The organism is Allobosea sp. P4_C6 (assembly GCF_056402015.1).
On record NZ_JBFUIF010000002.1, the window covers coordinates 140,001 to 157,787 of the forward strand.

The window sequence follows — 17,787 nt, forward strand, 5'->3', positions numbered from 1 at the left end:
TTGGCATCATCCTGCGCGCTGACGGACCGTCCTTCGCGACGACGCCTTTCGGCAGGCCGGCACAGCCGGCGTCGATGGCTTCCCACCACATGACAGCGCATGAGGCAGAACCATGGATGAGACACTCACGATGACTCCCCCGCCCGCCGCAGCGACGCCCGATCTCGCCGCAGTCAAGGCCCGCCAGCAATCGACCTGGGCATCGGGCGATTACGCCGTCATCGGCACGACCCTCCAGATCGTCGGCGAGAATCTGTGCGAGGCCGTCGATCTGCGCAGCGGCGAACGCGTTCTCGACGTCGCCGCCGGCAACGGCAACGCGACATTGGCCGCCGCCCGCCGCTGGGGCGACGTCACCTCGACCGACTATGTCCCCGCCCTGCTGGAACGGGGCCGCGCCCGTGCCAAGGCCGAGGGCCTCGACGTGACCTTCCAGCCGGCCGACGCGGAGGCCCTGCCCTTCGCCGATGCCAGCTTCGACGTCGTGCTCTCGACCTTCGGCGTCATGTTCACCCCCGATCAGGAGCGCGCCGCCTCGGAGATGATGCGGGTCTGCCGGCCCGGCGGACGGATCGGGCTGGCGAACTGGACGCCCGAGAGCTTCATCGGCCAGGTCTTCAAGACAATCGGCAAATACGTCCCGCCCGCGCCGGGTGTCCGGTCGCCGGCGCTCTGGGGCACGGCCGAGCGCCTCAAGGAGCTGTTCGGCGCCGGTTCGCCGTCCTGGAACGAACGCCACTTCACCTTCCGCTATCGCTCGCCAGCCCATTGGCTCTCGGTGTTCCGCACCTGGTATGGCCCGGTGCAGAAGACCTTCGCGAACCTTCCCGAGGACAAGGGCCGCGAGCTCGAGCAGGACCTGCTCGCCCTGATCGGCCGGCTCAATATCTCCGGGGACAGCACGATGGTTCTACCGAGTGCCTATCTGGAAGTCGTCGTGACCAAGCGCTAGGCCAGCCACAGGCTGGAAGGCTACAGCGAAGCGACGGGTTGCCCGTCGCTTCGCCCTGCAGGGCTACAACGGTCCGTCGCTCAGCCCGCCGGCACTGCGGGAACGAGGCCGTGGCGAAGCATGAGCTCCTTCACCGCGACAGGATCGGGTGGACCGCCAGCGCCGAGCAAGCCGGCGATCTCGCGAAAATAGCCGGGCCCGAGCACGCCGGGCGACAGGATGCAGAGGCAACTCGCCGCCTCATCGCTTTCGTTCCGGAAGCCGTGGACCACGCCGCGCCTGATGAAGGCCGACTGTCCCTGTTGGAGAGCGACATCCCGGCCGTCGATCGTGAACGTCAAGGTCCCGTCGAGACCATAGACCGTCTCGTCCCAGCTCTCATGATAGTGGGGCACCGGGACCTTCACCTTCGGAGCCACGGTCATCCGAAAGACGTCGATGCTGCCCTCGGTCTCATCCTTGTCGTACAGGAACTCCAGCAGCAGCCCACCCATCCTGATCGTTTCGGCCACCGGAACCTCCCCACCCGCGCGTGATGATGCGACCCTAGCGAACTGACGTTGCGGAAGCCACCGTTTCCGTCCCGCCTCCGTCGCATCAGGCTGTCGTCGTCGAGCTCTGCCCGGGACGCCAGGCCAGCAGCCGCTTCTCGACCAGCGTCACCAGCGCGTCGATGGCGATGACGAAGATCGCCAGGATCAGCATGCCCGAGAAGACGCCGGTGACGTCGAAGACGCTCTCGGCCTCGTGGATCTTGTAGCCGAGCCCGGCGGACGAGCCGAGATATTCGCCGACCACGGCGCCGACCAGCGCGAAGCCGACCGAGGTATGCAGCGAGGAGAACATCCAGGTCAGCGCCGACGGCCAGTAGACATGCTTGAAGAGCTGGCGCTCGTTCATGCCGAGCATGCGCGCATTGGCGAGGATCGTCGGCGAGACCTCGCGCACGCCCTGGTAGACGTTGAAGAACACGATGAAGAAGACGAGCGTGAAGCCGAGCGCCACCTTCGACCAGATGCCGAGCCCGAACCAGAGCGCGAAGATCGGCGCCAGCACGACGCGCGGCAGGGCGTTCGCCGCCTTGATGTAGGGGTCGAACACCGCCGAGAGCAGTTCGCGCCGCGCAAACGCGAATCCGAACAGGATGCCCGCGAGCGAGCCGATGACGAAGGCCAGCACCGTCTCGGTCAGCGTGATGCCGAGATGCCAGTAGATGTCGGCGCTGGTGAGTTGCTTGAAGGTGCGCGTCAGCACGGCGACCGGCGTCGAGAAGAAGAACTGGATCGTCTTGACGTCGCCGAACAGGCTCGTCGTGGTCACCACATGCCAGATCAGCAGGAAGGCCAGCATCACCAGCACCTGGAGCGAGAGGAGCTTCACGCGCTTCATGATGCGTCTCCCCCGACCAGCTCGCGCCCCTCGCCCATCGCATAGGCCTTCTGCACCTCGACGCGCAGCGAGGTCCAGATATCGCGATGGATCTCGTGGAAGGCCTTCTCCAGCCGGATGTCTGCGATGTCGCGCGGGCGCGGCAGGTCGACCTTGTAATCCGCGACGATCCCCGCCGCCGGTCCGGCCGACATCACCACGACACGGTCGGACAGCGCGATCGCCTCTTCGAGATCGTGCGTAACGAACATCAGCGCCTTGCGGTCGCGCGACCAGAGATCGAGCAGGAGATTGCCCATGATCTGGCGGGTCTGCGCATCGAGTGGACCGAATGGCTCGTCCATCAGCAGTATCTCGGGATTGCGGATCAGCATCTGGGCGAGGCTGACGCGCTTGCGCTGCCCGCCCGAGAGCATGTGCGGGTAGCGGTCGACGAAGGTCCGCAAGCCCACGCGCGCCAGCCATTCGCGCGCCCGCTGGTCCGCCTCGCGCTCCGGCACGCCCATGGGCTCGAGCGCCACCTTGACGTTGTCCAGCGCCGTCTTCCACGGCATCAGCGCGTCCTGCTGGAAGAGATAGCCGGCGCGGCGGTTGAGGCCCGCCAGCGGCTTGCCGAAGATGCCGACCTTTCCGGCCGACGGCGAAAGCAGCCCCGCCGCCGCGTTGAGCAGCGTGGACTTGCCGCAGCCGGTCGGCCCGACGATCGAGACGAACTCGCCGGGATGGACCTTGAGGTCGATCCCCTTCACGGCCTGATAGCGGCCTCCATCGGCGAGATGGAAGGTGATGTCGATGCCGCAGAGCGCAACGGCCGGCTCATCCGGCGACATCGCTCCTGCCCCCGCATGCACCTGCGGGCGATCCTGCAACTCCATGAAACCCGTTTCCCATCGACCGCCGTCCCGGCGGTGCCGTCAGCTTGTTCTGCGTTGCGGAGATTAATAGGCGATCAGTCCGCGAAGGCAACGCCGTCGCGTGGTGCGGCCGCGCGTCGCTTGCATCGATCCGCCGCCACGGCCATATGCCAGAACCGATCCGTGCCAAGACCGATCTGCGGGAGCTGAACCGAACGCCATGGCCGACCTCGAACAAGCCATGCACGCGCTCGTGGAGTTCATGCGCATCCACCAGCAATGGGCGATCCCGATCGTCTTCATGGTCGCCTTCGCCGAATGCGTCGCGATCCTGTCCTGGCTGGTGCCAGCGACCGTGTTCTTCACCACCTTCGGCGCCGTCGCGGGCGCTTCCGGCCTCAATCTCGTCCCGCTCGCGCTCGCGGCTTCGCTCGGCGCCGGCAGCGGCTTCTGGGTGTCGTACTGGGCCGGCCTTCTGCTCGGCCCGCGCGTTCACGACTACTGGCCCTTCACCAAGAACCCGCAGCTGCTCGATCGCGGCCACGCCTTCTTCGAGAAATGGGGCATCGCCAGCATCCTGATCGGGCACTTCTTCGGGCCGCTCAGGGCGGTGATCGCGATCGTTGCCGGCATCGTCAACATGCCGTTCTGGCAGTTCCAGCTCGCGAACTGGCTCGCCTCCTTCGCCTGGGGCTTCGGATTGCTCTACGGCGTCGGGCGGGTCAGCGAGTTCTTCGCGCGCTGAAGGCGCCGGGAACCTGACTGCCCGGTGAACGCGGCATTGTGCGGCCGTTCAATTCCAAAGGCGCCTATTCGCGTCGTCGCATCGCGGCACGCCACTTTCATCGGCGAGCCCGGCGCGACACGCCGAACGGCCCTGAGCCGCCGGCGTCGTCCGTCGGCGGGACCCGGCCCCCGGCGGATGCGATGATCCGGGCCGACCCTGTGAGGTCCATGCCATGACGATGTCCCGTTTCCTGATCCCCCTCGTCGCGCTTGCCGCCATGGGCGGTCAGGCTTTCGCCCAGACCGCGACGCAGCCTGCGCCCTCCGCCAAGCCGGCAGCGCCCGTCACCGCGCCTGCCGCTCCCGCTGCACAGGCAGCCCCGGCAACCAAGCCGGCCACGCCTGCCGCCCAGCCCGTCGCGGCACAGGCCAAGAAGATCAATATCAACACGGCGACCGCAGCCGAACTCGACACGCTGAAGGGCATCGGCGAGGCCCGTTCCAAGAAGATCATCGAGGAACGCGGCAAGGCGAAATTCAAGGATTTCGCCGATCTGGTGAAGCGCGGCACCCTGCCGTCGAATGTCGAGGCCGAGATCAAGGACAAGATCACCTTCTGATCGGCTTCGGATATGCAAAAGCCTCCGGCGCAAGGCGCCGGAGGCTTCGCTGTGCCCGATACGGGCAAAGCGGAAAATCGACCGCGCGGCCGCGCTGACTTGTCAGGCGAGGCCGAGCACCACGGCAAGCATCATCGCCAGCGACAACCCCAGCACCACGCGGATGACCGCAGGCGTTTCAAGGATTCGCAGAAGTTCCATCGCAGCCTCCTCTGATGAGCGGGCAAACACGAACGACCGACGCAAATCTCAATAGGCAAACATTTCGAGCGCGATCCAGGCGACCACGGCGAGGACGAGCCCGGAAATCAGCACCGTCAGAACCGGCCGTCCGAGGAAGCCCTGCCGCGCCTCGACGGGCGTCTCGACCGCCGGATCGGCATCGCTGTGATCGTCGGCGCGCATCGGCGGCACCGGATCACCACCGCGAAGCTGCTCGACATCCTGCGGCGGCACTCTGGGTCGGGTATCGACCGTCATGACCGTCTCCCTGCGTTCAGCCGGACAGAAGACCGGCACTGCAACCGAAACGCCCCCACGTCAGGAGGGTTCCTGCCAGCGCCCGAAAGAAAACGGGCGGCAGCCTCACAGCCACCGCCCGCAAACAGAAAGAACCTTTGATATCAAGTTGTTGCAAGCCTTTCCGGAATCAGATCCGGAACGACTTAAATCAATCCGGCAAGCCCGCGCCTTTGACGTCATTCTCGGGCGCCGCGACGCGGCAATCCGAGAACCTCCTGTCGAAAAGGGCGCCCTTCCTTCACGTGATGCTCGGGTCAAGCCCGAGCATCACGGAGTGTGAAAGGGTTCGGTTCTCGCCTTGTCGACCAGGGCCTTGGCCTTGATCCCAAAGGCCCGGCGGAAGCCGGGCCGTCGCGGAACAAAAGTCCCGGATCGATCCTCAGTTCTTGGTCTTGTCGACCAGCGCCTTGGCCTTGATCCAGGGCATCATGTCGCGGAGCTTGGCGCCGACTTCTTCGATCGGATGGGCGGCGTAGCGAGCGCGGGTCGCCTTGAACGAAGTCTGGTTGACCTTGTTCTCGAGCATCCAGTCGCGGGTGAACTTGCCCGACTGGATGTCGGTCAGCACGCGCTTCATCTCGGCCTTGGTCTCGGCGGTGATGATCCGCGGGCCGGTGACGTACTCACCGAACTCGGCGGTGTTCGAGATCGAGTAGTTCATGTTGGCGATGCCGCCCTCATAGATGAGGTCGACGATCAGCTTCACTTCGTGCAGGCACTCGAAATACGCCATCTCGGGGGCGTAGCCGGCCTCGGTCAGCGTCTCGTAGCCGGCCTTGATCAGCTCGACCAGACCACCGCAGAGCACGACCTGCTCGCCGAAGAGATCGGTCTCGCACTCTTCCTTGAAGGTCGTCTCGATGATGCCGGCGCGGCCGCCGCCATTGGCCGAGGCATAGGACAGGCCGAGGTCATGGGCGTTGCCGGTCGCGTCCTGGTGGATCGCGATCAGGGTCGGCACGCCGCCGCCGCGCTGATACTCGGAACGGACGGTGTGGCCAGGGCCCTTCGGGGCGACCATCAGCACGTCGAGGTCCTTGCGCGGCTCGATCAGGTTGAAATGAACGTTGAGGCCGTGCGCGAACAGGAGGGCAGCGCCCTCTTTCATGTTGCCGTGCAGCTCGTCGCGATAGATGTCGCCCTGCAGCTCGTCCGGGGTCAGCATCATCATGATGTCCGAGACCTTGGCGGCCTCCGACGGGGTCATCACCTTGAAGCCGGCTTCCTCGGCCTTCTTGCGCGTGGCCGAGCCGGCCTTGAGCGCGATAATGATCTCCTTGACGCCGGAATCACGCAGGTTGAGCGCATGGGCGTGGCCCTGCGAGCCGTAGCCCACGATGCAGACCTTCTTGCCCTTGATCAGGTTGATGTCGGCATCACGATCGTAATAAACGCGCATGGGTGTCTCCTTTGTCACGCGTTGGACTTGTCCCGGCCCGGATCGTTCTGTGCCGTGCCGTAGAGGGTGAAGAACTGCTCGGCCGCGCGCTCCGCGTCGCCCGTGATCTCGGCCTTGCTCAAGGTCAGCGTATCGCCGAGCAGGAGCCGGATCTGGACGTCGCGGCCGGCGAGGCCGAAGAAGGTGCGGAATGCCGTCTCGGTATCGTCGAAGGCCAGGAGCCCCGCCTCGCGGCCCGCATCGAGCACGGGCTTCAGCCGCTCGCCGATGGCAAAGCGACCATTCGCCAGCACGATCGAGCCGAGATTGCCGTCGCGTGAGGCCGCCTGGCTGATGCCGATGCGGTTGAGCGCGATCGAGGTCGGACTGGCGATGACTTCGAGCCAGTTCGCGGCGAAGCGCTTCAGGCTTTCGCGCAGCGCGCCGGCATCGAGCGTCTGACGGTCGAAATTGCCCGCCCTCACCTTCGAGGCCTGCCACTGCACCGTCGCGGTCAGCAGGCCGTCGCGGTCACCGAACCATTTGTAGAGCGTTTCCTTGGAGCAGCTCGCACGCCGCGCAACCGCGGTCATGGTGAGGCCACTGCCCTTCTCGACCATCAGGCTCAGCACGGCATCGAGCACGGCTTGCTGGCGCGCGGTCAGCGCCTCGCCTTGCGTCTCTGCGGCAGCCTGCGTCATGGTCGGCGAAAATCTCCAGTACCGTACGTTACGGTTCAGGCATCTAGCGCAGCCACAGATCGCGGGCAAGCGTTATTCGGGGTGGCAGCGCGCCAGAGAAGAATTATCTCCGGAGTTCGATGGCCTGATGAACGGAGAGACCTATGACCTTGCCCACCGCCGCCGATATCGTCGCTTTCTGGCGCCAGGCCGGGCCTGAGAAATGGTTCGCCAAGGACGAGGCCTTCGATGCCGAGATTATCAGGCGCTTCCTGCCCGCGCATGAAGCCGCGGCGGCGGGCGAGCTCGCCGATTGGGAGGAAACGCCCGAGGGCGTCTATGCCCTGCTGATCCTGCTCGACCAGTTCCCGCGCAACATGTTCCGCGACAGTCCGCGTGCCTTCGCCACGGATGCCCAGGCCCTTACCATCGCGGCGCACGCCATCGCAGGCGGATTCGACGAAGCTTATCAGGCACCCGAGAAGCGCTTCTTCTACATGCCCTTCATGCACTCCGAGACGCTGGCGGATCAGGAGCGCTGCATCGCGCTCTGCGCGGCGGCCGATGACCCCGAAGGGGTTAGATATGCGGAGGTGCACCGCGACATCATCCGCGATTTCGGCCGCTTCCCGCATCGCAACCCGGTGCTGGGACGCGATACCACCGCGGAGGAAAAGAGCTTCCTGACCGAGGGCGGTTTCGCAGGCTGAAGCTCATTCAATCAGCCCGGGAATCAACTCCGTCATCCCGGGCTTGACCCGGGATCCATCGTAGGGCGCCGCGCTCTGCGATGTATCCCGGATCGGCGCCGCTTCGCGGCTTGTCCGGGATGACGGCGGGTTTCCCAATCTTATCCTGTCAACCCTGCTGGCCCGCCATACGCTGCAGGAAGATCGCCGCGATCGTCAGAAGGAAACCTACCCACCATAGTGGCGAGCGCAGGCTCGTGCCGCTGCCGAGCGGCTCGGCCTTGGCCCGGCCGGACAGGCGCAACAGCACCGGGCCGGCGAGGCAGAGAAAGCCGACGACGCCGAGCCCGAGCGCGATCAGACTGAGCTGGTCGGGCCTCAGCGCCATCATCACATCGCCTCCGGCCCGCGGCTCATCGCCGCGATGCCGGTGCGCGAGACTTCCGTGAGGCCGACCACCGTCATCATCTTGATGAAGCGCTCGATCTCCTCGGTCGAGCCTGTCAGTTCGAAGACGAAGGAGGTCAGAGAGGCATCGAGTGTCCGCGCTCCAAAGGCCGAAGCCAGCCGCATCGCCTCGACGCGATGCTCGCCCTTGCCGACCACCTTGATCAGCGCGAGCTCGCGCTCCAGCGCCTCGCCCTGCTCGGTCAGGTCGACGACCCGGTGCACCGGCACCAGACGGTCGAGATGCGCCTTGATCTGGTCGATCACATTCGCGGTGCCCGAGGTCACGACCGTGATGCGCGAGATGTGCTTGTCATGCTCGGTCTCGGAAACGGTGAGGCTCTCGATGTTGTAGCCGCGCCCCGAGAACAGTCCGGCGATGCGGGCAAGAACGCCCGGTTCGTTGTCGACGATCACCGCCAGCGTATGGCGCGCGACCGGCTGGGACTTCGGAGCGTTCGGGTAATGGCTGGCGGGCTTCGACATGACGGACCTGCAGGCGGGTTGGAGCGAAAGATCAGCGGAGAGTAAGGTTCAGGGCTGGCGCAGATCGACGAGGGCGGACTCGTCCACCTCGTCATGGGCTACGATCCAGGGCTCGTCGAGCGCGGCCGCGAGCCATTCGCGATAGGCCGGCAGCGCCAGAACGGCGCGCATGTAGTCCTGCGAAACCGGATCGACGGCGATGCCATAGGTGTCGAGGCGGGTGACGACCGGCGCGTACATCGCGTCCGCAGCCGAGAAGGCGCCATAGAGGAAAGGCCCCTCGCCTGCCCCGCCGAAACGCTCGCGCGCCTGCCGCCAGATGCCGGTGACCCGCTCGACATCGCGGGCGACATCCGCGCCGCGATCACGCGCCGCGTAACGCTTGCCCAGGTTCATCGGGCAGGCGCCGCGCAGCGCCGTGAAGCCCGCATGCATCTCGCTGCAGGCGGCGCGGGCCTGGGCGCGGGCTGCGGTGTCGCTCGGCCAGATGCCGGCATCGGGATGCGTCTCGTGGAGATATTCGATAATCGCCAGCGTCTCCCAGACGGCGAGATCGCCATCGATCAGGGTCGGCACGGTGCCGCCGCTGCCCGGCGCCTCAGCGAAGACGGTCTGCTTGAAGCCGGGCTCGTCGAGCAGGACGAGCTTCTCCGAAAAGGCGATGCCCTTGACGCGCATCAGCAGCCAGGCCCGGAGCGACCAGGACGAATAGCACTTGTTGCCGATCAGCAGCTTCATGCGGCGACGCTCTCGGTTTCGCCGACGAAATCAAGCGCGGCGGCGACATGCAGCGCGGTGGTGTCGAAGACGGGCATCGCGAAATCCGCCTGCGAGACCAGAAGCCCGATCTCCGTGCAGCCGAGGATGACGCCGTCGGCGCCCTCCTCCCGCGCCGCACGCTCGACGATGGCGCGATAGCGCTCGCGCGAATCCGGCTCGACGCGACCGCGGCACAATTCCTCGTAGATCACGCGATGCACCTCGTCGCGCTCCTGCGGCTGCGGCACCAGCGCCTCGGCGCCGAAGGCCTTCAGCCGGTCGCGATAGAAGCTCTGCTCCATGGTGAAGCGCGTCGCCAGCAATAGCGGCCGGCGCGCGCCGGAGGCGAGGATTGCCCGCGCCGTCACATCGGCCAGGTGCAGGAAGGGCAGCTTGGTCGCGGCGGTGATCTGGTCCGCCACCTTGTGCATGGTGTTGGTGCAGAGCACGAGGCAGGAGGCACCGGCGCGCTCCAGCCGCCGCCCGCTCTCGGCCAGTGCAGCGCCTGCCGCCGCCCAATCGCCCTGCGCCTGCATCTCGGCGATGCCAGCGAAATCGACCGAATGCAGCAGGACATCGGCCGAGTGCAGCCCGCCCGAGCGCGCCCGCACGCCTTCATTGAGCAGCCGGTAGTAGACCGCAGTCGATTCCCAGCTCATGCCGCCGATCAGGCCAATGGTATTCATGCTGTTCCCCTTGCCGTGCCGCCAGCGTCATTCTCGGGCGGAGCAGAGCTTCGACCCGAGAATCCCTTTCAGGACGAAAAGCCTTTCTAGCCTGAGATGCTCGGGTCGAGCCCGAGCATGACGATGCCTCGTCAGACGAGCTGCTTGCCCTTGGCGTCGATAATCTGGCCGGTATCGCCTTCGAAATCGGGCAGGATCATCTCGTTATGCGCCTTGCCCGATGGGATCATCGGGAAGCAGTTCTCTTCCTTGGCGACGACGCAATCGAAGATCACCGGCTTCGGCGTATCGATCATCTCCATGATCGCGGCGTCGAGTTTGGCCGGGTCGTCGCAACGAATGCCATGGCCGCCATAGGCCTCGGCAAGCTTCACGAAGTCCGGCAGCGACTGCGAATAGCTCTCCGAATAGCGCCCGCCATGCAGCAATTCCTGCCACTGGCGCACCATGCCCATGTATTCGTTGTTGAGGATGAAGATCTTCACCGGCAGCCGGTACTGCACCGCCGTCGACATCTCCTGCATGTTCATCAGAATCGAGGCTTCGCCCGCGATGTCGATGACCAGCGCCTTCGGGTGCTTCATCTGCACGCCGATCGCCGCCGGCAGGCCATAGCCCATGGTGCCGAGCCCACCGGAGGTCATCCAGCGGTTCGGCTCCTGGAAGTGGAAGTGCTGCGCCGCCCACATCTGGTGCTGGCCGACCTCGGTCGTGATGAAGGGATCGCGGTCCTTGGTCAGCTGGTAGAGCCGCTCGATGGCGTATTGCGGCTTGATCACCGTGTCGGACTGCTTGTAGGCGAGGCTCTTGCGGCCGCGCCAGCCCTCGATCTGCGTCCACCAGGCGGCGAGCGCGGTCTTGTCGACCTGCGCACCGGTCTCACGCCAGATCCGGACCATATCCTCCAGCACATGGGCGCAGTCGCCGACGATGCCGATATCGATCTTGACCGTCTTGTTGATCGAGGACGGGTCGATGTCGATGTGGATCTTCTTCGAGCGCGGCGAGAAGCCGTCGATCCGCCCGGTGATGCGATCGTCGAAGCGCGCGCCGATATTGATCATGACGTCGCAGTCATGCATCGCCAGATTGGCCTCGTAGGTACCGTGCATGCCGAGCATCCCGAGCCACTGCTTGTCCGCAGCCGGGAAGGCGCCGAGCCCCATCAGCGTCGAGGTGACCGGGAAGCCCGTCAGCCGCGCCAGCTCACGCAGCAGCGCCGAGGCGTGCGGACCCGAGTTGATCACGCCGCCGCCGGTGTAGAAAACCGGCTTCTTGGCGCCGGCGATCAGCTCGACCGCGGCCTTGATCTTGTTCAGGTCGCCCTTGACCACCGGGCGATAGGTCTTGTGCTGGTTGTCGCGCGGGCGGGTATAGGTGCCGGTGGCGAACTGGATGTCCTTCGGGATGTCGATGACGACCGGGCCGGGCCGGCCATTGGCCGCGACGTAGAACGCCTCGTGCAGGACACGCGGCAGGTCATGGATGCTCTTCACCAGGTAGTTGTGCTTGGTGCAGGAGCGGGTGATGCCGACCGTGTCGCATTCCTGGAAGGCGTCCGAGCCGATCAGATGCGTCGGAACCTGGCCGGTGATGACGACGAGCGGGATCGAGTCGAGCAGCGCGTCGGTCAGGCCCGTGACCGCGTTCGTCGCGCCAGGGCCGGAGGTCACGAGCACGCAGCCGACCTTGCCGGCGGTCGAGCGGGCATAGCCTTCGGCGGCATGGACGGCGCCCTGCTCGTGGCGGACGAGCACATGCTTGACCTTGTCCTGCTGGAAGATCGCATCGTAGATCGGGAGTACGGCCCCGCCGGGATAACCGAACAGGTGCTCGACACCCTGGTCCTGAAGCGCGCGGACGACCATCTCGGCGCCGGTCATCATCTCGCTCATAACGCTCTCCTGAGGCTGATCTACTGGTCTGTCTGGGGATTTAGGCAATAAAAAAGGCCCTCGGAGGGGCCTGGGCGTGCGCTGGCGTCGGGGACGCCCGGTTGTTAAACCGGCCCCTACCAGCGCACCTGTACGATAATAAGCTTACGCATCGCGCGTTCGATCCTTGGCGGAAGTTGCGGAACGCTAGCGGAGAGCGCCCAGCCGGTCAAGCGCCAACCAACATGGTTACCGGTCGGTCTGCGGCGCACCCGAAAATCAGGTGCCGTAACGGAACGATTTCTCAATCCGCCGTCCCTAGGATTCGCGGCGCTCGAACCGGGACGGACATGTACTACGAAGTCCATAGCGAGAATATCGCGGCGCGCAGCCATGCCCCGCAGATTGCAGAGATCCTGCGCCGCTTCGCCTCGCGCTACCGCGAGGACGGCCCGGTCGCCTATGAGGAATTCACCGCCGAGATCCTGCCCCTTTTCGGCAAGGATCTGATGATCCTGGAGCCCACTGGCGACGGCGATTATTGCTGGCTCCATTTCGGGCGCGAGATCGTGCGCTATTCCGGCGCCACGCGCCTCGGACAGCGCGTCTCGGACATGCGTCCGCAGGTCGCCCGCTTCACCATCGCCGCCCTCGACCAGGCGCTGGCCGAAGACCGGCCGCTCTATACCGTGCACCGATCGAGCGGCACGGTGCGCGTCGCCCTGTGGGAGCGGCTGCTCCTGCCGACGATCGACCAGGACGGTCGCCGCTTCGTCATCGCGTTCGCCCGGCCGCTGCAGTTCCGCGAGGACCTGCTCAACGCCGTGCTCGAAACCTCACCCAGCGGGATCGTGGCGTTGCGCGCCATCCGCGACAACGCCGGCCGGATCGAGCAGGCCGTCATCGTCACCGCCAACAAGCGCGCCGCCGTGCTGAGCGGAAGCCCCGAAGCCGAACTCCTCGACACCGATGGTCGCGAGAGCCTGCCCTTCCTGTCCGATCTTTCGATCTGGCAGCGCTGCGTCTATGCGATGAACCTTCAGCGTGCCGACGTGCTGGAGACATCCTTCACCCAGGAGGGCAAGACCCTCTGGCTGAGGATCGCCATCGCTCCGCTGGGCGACGGGCTGCTGCTGACGCTGACCGACGTCACCGATCTCACGGTCGCCAACCAGACCCTGCAGCTGCGCGCGGCCACGCTGGCGCTGGAGATCGGCCGCGAGCGCGCGACGCGGCGCGCCCTCTCCGAGGAGATCGGCCACCGCGAGGAACGCGAGCGCGAGCTGCGCCGCCTGGCCGAGACCGACCCGCTCACCGCGCTGCTCAACCGCCGCTCCTTCACCGAGAAGGCCAACGCCGCCATCGCGGCAAGCGAGGCGGATGGCAGCGATATCGCGCTGATCATCGTCGACCTCGATCATTTCAAGCAGGTCAACGACAGCTATGGCCATCCGGCCGGGGATGCGGTGATCCGCGCCTTCGCCGATCTTCTGCTCGGGCAGTTCCTCAACGAGCACAATCTCGTGGGACGCTTCGGCGGCGAGGAGTTCGGCATCCTGTTGCCGGGCTGCGACCTGGCCTCTGCCGCGTCGAGCGCCCGTCAGATCCAGGACACCCTGCTCGCCCGTTCGATGCCCGTCTCCGAGACCCTTGCGCTGCGGGTGACCGCGAGCCTCGGCGTTGCCGCGCGCGATCCCGGCGAGACCCTCGCATCCCTGACGGGGCGGGCGGATCAGGCGCTCTACCGGGCCAAGAACGAAGGCCGCAATCGCCTCGGCTTGGCCCCACCGGCAGCCGTCGCCGCCGCAGCGGCCGCCTGATCAGATTGCCAGGGCCTCGCAGGCGACATCCAGCGCTTCGAGCGGCGCGACCGCCCGCCATCCCGTCATCTGATGCCGGAACCATGTCACCTGCCGCTTGGCATAGGCGCGCGTATCGGCCTGCCCGCGCCGGATCGCCTCGGCAAGGCTGATCTCGCCGTCGAGATGAGCGATCAGCCCGGGCACGCCATGCGCCCGCATGATCGGCAGCAGCGGATCGAGCCCGCGCGCCTTCAGCCGCACGACCTCATCGAGCGCGCCCGCTTCGATCATCTGCTCGAAGCGCCGGTCGATCTGCTGCCGCACCACCTCCCGCTCGGGATGAACGAACAGGCGCAACAGCTCGCCCTCGCCGAGTGGCCCGGGCTCGCGCTCGCCCTGGAAGCTCGCGAGCGACCGCCCCGTCGCCCGAAAGACCTCGATCGCCCGCATGATCCGCATCCGGTCGCTCGGCTTGAGCCGCTCCGCCATCGCCGGATCGCAGGCGGCGAGCTCGGCATGGAGCGTGGCCGTGTCGAGCCCGTCGGCATGGGCACGAAAGCCAGCCCGGACGCTCTCGGGAACAGCCGGCATCGCCGAGAACCCCTCCGTCACCGCCTTGAAGTAGAGCCCGGTGCCACCGACGAGGATCGGCAGCGAGCCGCTAGTCCGCAAGTCGTCGAGCAGCTTCGCCAGATCGGCGGCGTAGCGCATCGCCGAATAGTTCACGGCGCCATCGACATGCCCGTAGAGACGATGCGGCACCATCGCCTCCTCCGCCTCGCTGGGACGCGCGCTCAGGGTGCGCAGGTCGGCATAGACCTGCATGGAATCGGCGTTGACCACGGTGCCGCCGGTGCGGCGCGCGATCTCCATCGCCAGCGCGGACTTGCCGCTGGCGGTCGGACCTGCGATGAGCACCGCCCTGAACTGTCCTTCGGCCTGCCCCACCTGGTCCTCACATGCTCGTCGCCACACTCGTATCCGCCCACGGCCAGGCGCTGGTCGGCGAAGCACTGCTGGCCCGCCTTGCCCGCACCGTTCCCGGCGCCGTCCGCACGGCCTTTCTCGACGGCGCGGTCGCTGCCGACCTCTTCGCGGAAGCAGCCGATGCACGCAAGCTCGAAGCCGATATCGGCGCGGAGCTGGATGGCGCGGCGATCGACATCATCGTCCAGCCGGCGGCGACCCGCCGCAAGGCCCTGTTCCTCGCCGACATGGACTCGACCATGATCGGTCAGGAATGCATCGACGAGCTCGCGGCCTATGTCGGCCTCAAGGAGCTCGTCGCCGGCATCACGGAGCGGGCCATGCGCGGCGAGATCGCCTTCGAGCCCGCGCTGCGCGAGCGCGTCGCACTGCTCAAGGGCGTGCCGCTATCGGTCGTCGATGAGATCATTCGGGACCGCATCACGCTGACGCCGGGCGGACGCGAACTCGTCCGGACCATGCGCGCGAATGGCGGCTATACCGCCCTCGTCTCGGGCGGATTCACGGTCTTCACCGGCCCGATCAGCGCCACGATCGGCTTCGACGAGCACCGCTCCAACGTCCTGCTCGCCGATGGCGGCATTCTGCGCGGCGAGGTCGCCGCTCCCATCGTCGGCATGCAGGCCAAGCTCGATGCGCTCGTCGAGCTGCGCAACCGCTTCGGGCTGGCGCCGGAAGCGACTATGGCCGTGGGCGACGGCGCCAATGATCTCGCCATGCTCGGCGAGGCCGGGCTGGGCGTCGCCTTCCGCGCCAAGCCGGCGGTCGCGGCTGCGGCCGGCGCCAGGCTGAACCATGCCGATCTCACCGCCCTGCTCTATGCCCAGGGCTACACCGGCAGCGAGATCGTCCGCGGCTAATCAGTCGACGATGAAGAGCTTCGCGCCGGTCTTCGTCGCGGAGCGATGGGCCTCGGCGCCATCGGCGACCTGATAGCTCATGCCGGCCTTGAGCGGCATCACGCGGCCATCGGCGAGCGTGGTGTCCATCTCGCCGTCCAGGCACAGGATGATGTGGCCCTTGGAGCACCAGTGGTCGGCGGAGTAGCCGGGCGAGTACTCCACCATGCGCACGCGGATGCGGTTCTCCTCCGGACCGAAATACTGGACGCGCCAGATCGCCTCGCCGCTGTCGCCGGCATGGCGCTCCGGAGCGATCGTCGACCAGTCGGTGGTGACGAAGGGAATGTCGCTGATCTTCATCGGGCCTCTCCCGGCTTGTCCGGTCTCGGGATGCCGGTCACTCGACAGGCTCTAGCCCTGCCGCGGGCCGTTGCGCCAGTGCGATCCCTGGCCCCCCGGCCTGCGATGGCGGCATGAAAAAGGGCGGCCCGGTTGGGCCGCCCTTCGAAATCTCCGGCCTGGATCGTCTCAGTTCATCGAGACGGCGACGAAGCGAACCTCGCCCTGCCCGTTCGAGACGAGCAGAAGGACGGACTTCTTGCCTTCCTTCTTCAACGCATCGAGCCGCTTGGTCACGTCCTGCGGCGCGTTGACCGGCTCCTGGCCGACCTCGACGATCAGCTCGCCGACGAGGATGCGCTTGTCGGCGGCGTTCGAATTGGCGTCGACCTTGGTGATGATCACGCCCTTGAGGCCGTCCTTGATCGAATAGCGCTTCTTCAGCTCGTCGGTCTGCGGCGAGAATTCGAGGCCGAGCGCGCTCGTCACCGCGGGCTTGGCAGGCTCTGCCGCCGGCTTGTTCGTCGAGGCCGACTGCACCTTCTCGCCATCCTCGAGGCGGCCGAGCTTGACCGTCTTGATCTCTTCCTTGCCCTTGCGGATCACCGCGATCGGCACGTCCTTGCCGACCGGCGTCGCCGCGACGATGCGCGGCAGGTCGCGCGAATCCTTGACGTCCTTGCCGTCGAACTTGACGATCACGTCGCCGGTCTCGAGCCCGGCGGGCTTGGCCGGACCCTTCTCGTCGATGCCGGCGACAAGCGCGCCGCGCGCCGTGCCGAGCCCGAGAGCCTCGGCGGTGGCGTCATCGACGCTCTGGATGCGCACGCCGAGCCAGCCGCGCCGCGTCTCGCCGAATTCCTTGAGCTGGTCGACGACGTTGGTCGCCAGCGTCGAGGGCACGGCGAAGCCGATGCCGACCGAGCCGCCGGTCGGCGACAGGATCGCCGTGTTGATGCCGATGACCTCGCCGGCCATGTTGAACAGCGGGCCGCCCGAATTGCCCTTGTTGATGGCCGCGTCGGTCTGGATATAGGTGTCGTACGGCCCCTGGCTGATGTCGCGGTTGCGGGCCGAGACGATGCCCGACGAGACCGAGCCGCCGAGCCCGAACGGGTTGCCGATCGCCATCACCGGGTCGCCGATCCGCATCTTGTCGGAATCGCCGAACTTGACCGCGGGCAGCGGCTTATCGTGCTTTACACGCAGCACGGCGAGATCGACCTTGGTGTCCTTGCCGATCACCTCGGCCTTGAGCCGCAGGCCATCGTTGAAGATCACGGTGATCTCGTTGGCATCGCCGACGACGTGGTTGTTGGTGACGACGATGCCCGAGGGATCGACCACGAAGCCCGAGCCGGCCGACTGCGAGCGGCGCTGCTGCGGCGCCTGGCGCTCGCCCTGCTGGTTGCGGCGGTTGAAGAATTCCTCGAACAGGTCGCCGAAGGGCGTGTCGGGGCCGAGCTGCGGCAGCTGCGGCAGGTTGCGGCCCTTCTGATCGTTGGTGGTGACGGCCGCGATGTTGACCACTGCCGGCATGACCTTGTCGACGAGGTCCGCGAGCGAAGTCTGCCCTTGCAGCAGCGGCGTGTTCGCCTGCGCGTGCCCCGGCGCCAGCACCGGCGAGGCCAGCAGCGCGAGACCGGCGACGCCGGCAGCGAAGGCGATGCGGACGGACCGGACTGCGGGAACGGTTTTCGATGCCATATGGATCCTCATGTCGGAAAGATGCGGGCTGATCGATGCAAGCCAGTC

Annotated in this window: 21 protein-coding genes; 7 read left to right on the forward strand and 14 right to left on the reverse strand. The window is 66.4% G+C overall.

The genetic code is table 11. The features are described 5' to 3' along the window. Positions 1-112: 112 nt before the first annotated feature. The gene (locus AC1DVA_RS02370) at positions 113-952 is read left to right on the forward strand and encodes a class I SAM-dependent methyltransferase (RefSeq protein ID WP_476804842.1); all 840 of its coding nucleotides are present in this window, start codon (positions 113-115) and stop codon (positions 950-952) included. An 80-nt stretch (positions 953-1,032) separates the two neighbouring features. Here AC1DVA_RS02370 and AC1DVA_RS02375 read toward each other — a convergent pair whose 3' ends face one another. The 3 genes from AC1DVA_RS02375 to AC1DVA_RS02385 form a co-directional block, all read right to left on the reverse strand. Beyond that, complete coding sequence (locus AC1DVA_RS02375; RefSeq protein WP_265054091.1) at positions 1,033-1,464, reverse strand: cupin domain-containing protein; 432 nt, start codon at positions 1,462-1,464, stop codon at positions 1,033-1,035. An 85-nt stretch (positions 1,465-1,549) separates the two neighbouring features. Beyond that, positions 1,550-2,341: an ABC transporter permease gene (locus AC1DVA_RS02380; protein WP_476804843.1), complete on the reverse strand. Its 792-nt coding sequence runs from the start codon at positions 2,339-2,341 to the stop codon at positions 1,550-1,552. Next, positions 2,338-3,171: an ABC transporter ATP-binding protein gene (locus AC1DVA_RS02385; protein WP_476804895.1), complete on the reverse strand. Its 834-nt coding sequence runs from the start codon at positions 3,169-3,171 to the stop codon at positions 2,338-2,340. The genes AC1DVA_RS02380 and AC1DVA_RS02385 overlap by 4 nt, the downstream gene beginning before the upstream one ends. Before the next feature lie 244 nt (positions 3,172-3,415). Here AC1DVA_RS02385 and AC1DVA_RS02390 point away from each other — a divergent pair, with 244 nt between their 5' ends. Together AC1DVA_RS02390 and AC1DVA_RS02395 are read left to right on the forward strand one after the other, a co-directional pair. Then, the gene (locus AC1DVA_RS02390; protein ID WP_265054094.1) at positions 3,416-3,940 is read left to right on the forward strand and encodes a DedA family protein; all 525 of its coding nucleotides are present in this window, start codon (positions 3,416-3,418) and stop codon (positions 3,938-3,940) included. A 214-nt stretch (positions 3,941-4,154) separates the two neighbouring features. Beyond that, the gene (locus tag AC1DVA_RS02395) at positions 4,155-4,541 is read left to right on the forward strand and encodes a ComEA family DNA-binding protein (RefSeq protein ID WP_476804844.1); all 387 of its coding nucleotides are present in this window, start codon (positions 4,155-4,157) and stop codon (positions 4,539-4,541) included. Between the two features lie 249 nt (positions 4,542-4,790). Here AC1DVA_RS02395 and AC1DVA_RS02400 read toward each other — a convergent pair whose 3' ends face one another. Further along, a complete protein-coding gene (locus AC1DVA_RS02400; RefSeq protein ID WP_476804845.1) occupies positions 4,791-5,021 on the reverse strand; it encodes a hypothetical protein in 231 nt (76 codons plus the stop codon). Here AC1DVA_RS02400 and AC1DVA_RS02405 point away from each other — a divergent pair. After that, on the forward strand, positions 5,020-5,343 hold the full coding sequence (locus tag AC1DVA_RS02405; protein ID WP_476804846.1) for a hypothetical protein: 324 nt from the start codon (positions 5,020-5,022) through the stop codon (positions 5,341-5,343). The two genes, AC1DVA_RS02400 and AC1DVA_RS02405, sit on opposite strands and share 2 nt — an antisense overlap. A 99-nt stretch (positions 5,344-5,442) precedes the next feature. On the opposite strand, the gene ilvC is transcribed toward AC1DVA_RS02405, so the two are convergent. Continuing rightward, positions 5,443-6,462, reverse strand: coding sequence for a ketol-acid reductoisomerase (ilvC, locus tag AC1DVA_RS02410; protein ID WP_265054098.1), 1,020 nt, complete (start codon positions 6,460-6,462; stop codon positions 5,443-5,445). Between the two features lie 14 nt (positions 6,463-6,476). Further along, positions 6,477-7,142 carry a TetR/AcrR family transcriptional regulator C-terminal domain-containing protein gene (locus AC1DVA_RS02415; protein ID WP_265054099.1) on the reverse strand — a complete coding sequence of 222 codons (666 nt, stop codon included), beginning with the start codon at positions 7,140-7,142 and terminating at the stop codon, positions 6,477-6,479. Between the two features lie 143 nt (positions 7,143-7,285). Between AC1DVA_RS02415 and AC1DVA_RS02420 the strand changes: the two genes are divergently transcribed. Continuing rightward, the gene (locus AC1DVA_RS02420) at positions 7,286-7,831 is read left to right on the forward strand and encodes a DUF924 family protein (RefSeq protein WP_476804847.1); all 546 of its coding nucleotides are present in this window, start codon (positions 7,286-7,288) and stop codon (positions 7,829-7,831) included. A 148-nt stretch (positions 7,832-7,979) separates the two neighbouring features. On the opposite strand, the gene AC1DVA_RS02425 is transcribed toward AC1DVA_RS02420, so the two are convergent. From AC1DVA_RS02425 to AC1DVA_RS02445, 5 genes are all read right to left on the reverse strand, one after another. Next, complete coding sequence (locus tag AC1DVA_RS02425; RefSeq protein ID WP_476804848.1) at positions 7,980-8,198, reverse strand: hypothetical protein; 219 nt, start codon at positions 8,196-8,198, stop codon at positions 7,980-7,982. Positions 8,199-8,200: 2 nt separating this feature from the next. Beyond that, on the reverse strand, positions 8,201-8,743 hold the full coding sequence (gene ilvN / locus AC1DVA_RS02430; RefSeq protein ID WP_265054102.1) for an acetolactate synthase small subunit: 543 nt from the start codon (positions 8,741-8,743) through the stop codon (positions 8,201-8,203). Between the two features lie 48 nt (positions 8,744-8,791). Beyond that, positions 8,792-9,481 carry a glutathione S-transferase family protein gene (locus AC1DVA_RS02435; RefSeq protein WP_476804849.1) on the reverse strand — a complete coding sequence of 230 codons (690 nt, stop codon included), beginning with the start codon at positions 9,479-9,481 and terminating at the stop codon, positions 8,792-8,794. Then, a complete protein-coding gene (locus tag AC1DVA_RS02440; protein ID WP_476804850.1) occupies positions 9,478-10,188 on the reverse strand; it encodes an aspartate/glutamate racemase family protein in 711 nt (236 codons plus the stop codon). The genes AC1DVA_RS02435 and AC1DVA_RS02440 overlap by 4 nt, the downstream gene beginning before the upstream one ends. A 131-nt stretch (positions 10,189-10,319) precedes the next feature. Then, on the reverse strand, positions 10,320-12,083 hold the full coding sequence (locus AC1DVA_RS02445) for an acetolactate synthase 3 large subunit (RefSeq protein WP_265054105.1): 1,764 nt from the start codon (positions 12,081-12,083) through the stop codon (positions 10,320-10,322). Between the two features lie 329 nt (positions 12,084-12,412). Between AC1DVA_RS02445 and AC1DVA_RS02450 the strand changes: the two genes are divergently transcribed. Beyond that, entirely contained in the window at positions 12,413-13,882 is a 1,470-nt protein-coding gene (locus tag AC1DVA_RS02450) for a GGDEF domain-containing protein (protein ID WP_476804851.1), read from the forward strand. Here AC1DVA_RS02450 and miaA read toward each other — a convergent pair whose 3' ends face one another. Continuing rightward, a complete protein-coding gene (gene miaA, locus AC1DVA_RS02455; RefSeq protein ID WP_476804896.1) occupies positions 13,883-14,737 on the reverse strand; it encodes a tRNA (adenosine(37)-N6)-dimethylallyltransferase MiaA in 855 nt (284 codons plus the stop codon). 86 nt (positions 14,738-14,823) lie between these two features. Between miaA and serB the strand changes: the two genes are divergently transcribed. Next, complete coding sequence (gene serB, locus AC1DVA_RS02460; protein WP_476804852.1) at positions 14,824-15,711, forward strand: phosphoserine phosphatase SerB; 888 nt, start codon at positions 14,824-14,826, stop codon at positions 15,709-15,711. On the opposite strand, the gene AC1DVA_RS02465 is transcribed toward serB, so the two are convergent. After that, complete coding sequence (locus AC1DVA_RS02465; protein WP_476804853.1) at positions 15,712-16,053, reverse strand: DHCW motif cupin fold protein; 342 nt, start codon at positions 16,051-16,053, stop codon at positions 15,712-15,714. It abuts the gene before it with no gap. 168 nt (positions 16,054-16,221) lie between these two features. Then, positions 16,222-17,739: a DegQ family serine endoprotease gene (locus tag AC1DVA_RS02470; RefSeq protein ID WP_265054109.1), complete on the reverse strand. Its 1,518-nt coding sequence runs from the start codon at positions 17,737-17,739 to the stop codon at positions 16,222-16,224. Positions 17,740-17,787: the final 48 nt, after the last annotated feature.

Coding starts and splice junctions, on each gene's coding strand:
- AC1DVA_RS02370 (WP_476804842.1), top strand. CDS start 113: ATGGATGAGACACTCACGATGACTCCCCCGCCCGCCGCAGCGACGCCC.
- AC1DVA_RS02385 (WP_476804895.1), bottom strand. CDS start 3,171: ATGTCGCCGGATGAGCCGGCCGTTGCGCTCTGCGGCATCGACATCACC.
- AC1DVA_RS02420 (WP_476804847.1), top strand. CDS start 7,286: ATGACCTTGCCCACCGCCGCCGATATCGTCGCTTTCTGGCGCCAGGCC.
- AC1DVA_RS02470 (WP_265054109.1), bottom strand. CDS start 17,739: ATGGCATCGAAAACCGTTCCCGCAGTCCGGTCCGTCCGCATCGCCTTC.
- AC1DVA_RS02415 (WP_265054099.1), bottom strand. CDS start 7,142: ATGACGCAGGCTGCCGCAGAGACGCAAGGCGAGGCGCTGACCGCGCGC.
- AC1DVA_RS02400 (WP_476804845.1), bottom strand. CDS start 5,021: ATGACGGTCGATACCCGACCCAGAGTGCCGCCGCAGGATGTCGAGCAG.
- AC1DVA_RS02450 (WP_476804851.1), top strand. CDS start 12,413: ATGTACTACGAAGTCCATAGCGAGAATATCGCGGCGCGCAGCCATGCC.
- AC1DVA_RS02445 (WP_265054105.1), bottom strand. CDS start 12,083: ATGAGCGAGATGATGACCGGCGCCGAGATGGTCGTCCGCGCGCTTCAG.
- AC1DVA_RS02465 (WP_476804853.1), bottom strand. CDS start 16,053: ATGAAGATCAGCGACATTCCCTTCGTCACCACCGACTGGTCGACGATC.
- ilvN (WP_265054102.1), bottom strand. CDS start 8,743: ATGTCGAAGCCCGCCAGCCATTACCCGAACGCTCCGAAGTCCCAGCCG.
- AC1DVA_RS02390 (WP_265054094.1), top strand. CDS start 3,416: ATGGCCGACCTCGAACAAGCCATGCACGCGCTCGTGGAGTTCATGCGC.
- AC1DVA_RS02425 (WP_476804848.1), bottom strand. CDS start 8,198: ATGGCGCTGAGGCCCGACCAGCTCAGTCTGATCGCGCTCGGGCTCGGC.
- AC1DVA_RS02380 (WP_476804843.1), bottom strand. CDS start 2,341: ATGAAGCGCGTGAAGCTCCTCTCGCTCCAGGTGCTGGTGATGCTGGCC.
- serB (WP_476804852.1), top strand. CDS start 14,824: ATGCTCGTCGCCACACTCGTATCCGCCCACGGCCAGGCGCTGGTCGGC.
- ilvC (WP_265054098.1), bottom strand. CDS start 6,462: ATGCGCGTTTATTACGATCGTGATGCCGACATCAACCTGATCAAGGGC.
- AC1DVA_RS02405 (WP_476804846.1), top strand. CDS start 5,020: ATGACCGTCTCCCTGCGTTCAGCCGGACAGAAGACCGGCACTGCAACC.
- miaA (WP_476804896.1), bottom strand. CDS start 14,737: ATGGAGATCGCGCGCCGCACCGGCGGCACCGTGGTCAACGCCGATTCC.
- AC1DVA_RS02440 (WP_476804850.1), bottom strand. CDS start 10,188: ATGAATACCATTGGCCTGATCGGCGGCATGAGCTGGGAATCGACTGCG.
- AC1DVA_RS02435 (WP_476804849.1), bottom strand. CDS start 9,481: ATGAAGCTGCTGATCGGCAACAAGTGCTATTCGTCCTGGTCGCTCCGG.
- AC1DVA_RS02395 (WP_476804844.1), top strand. CDS start 4,155: ATGACGATGTCCCGTTTCCTGATCCCCCTCGTCGCGCTTGCCGCCATG.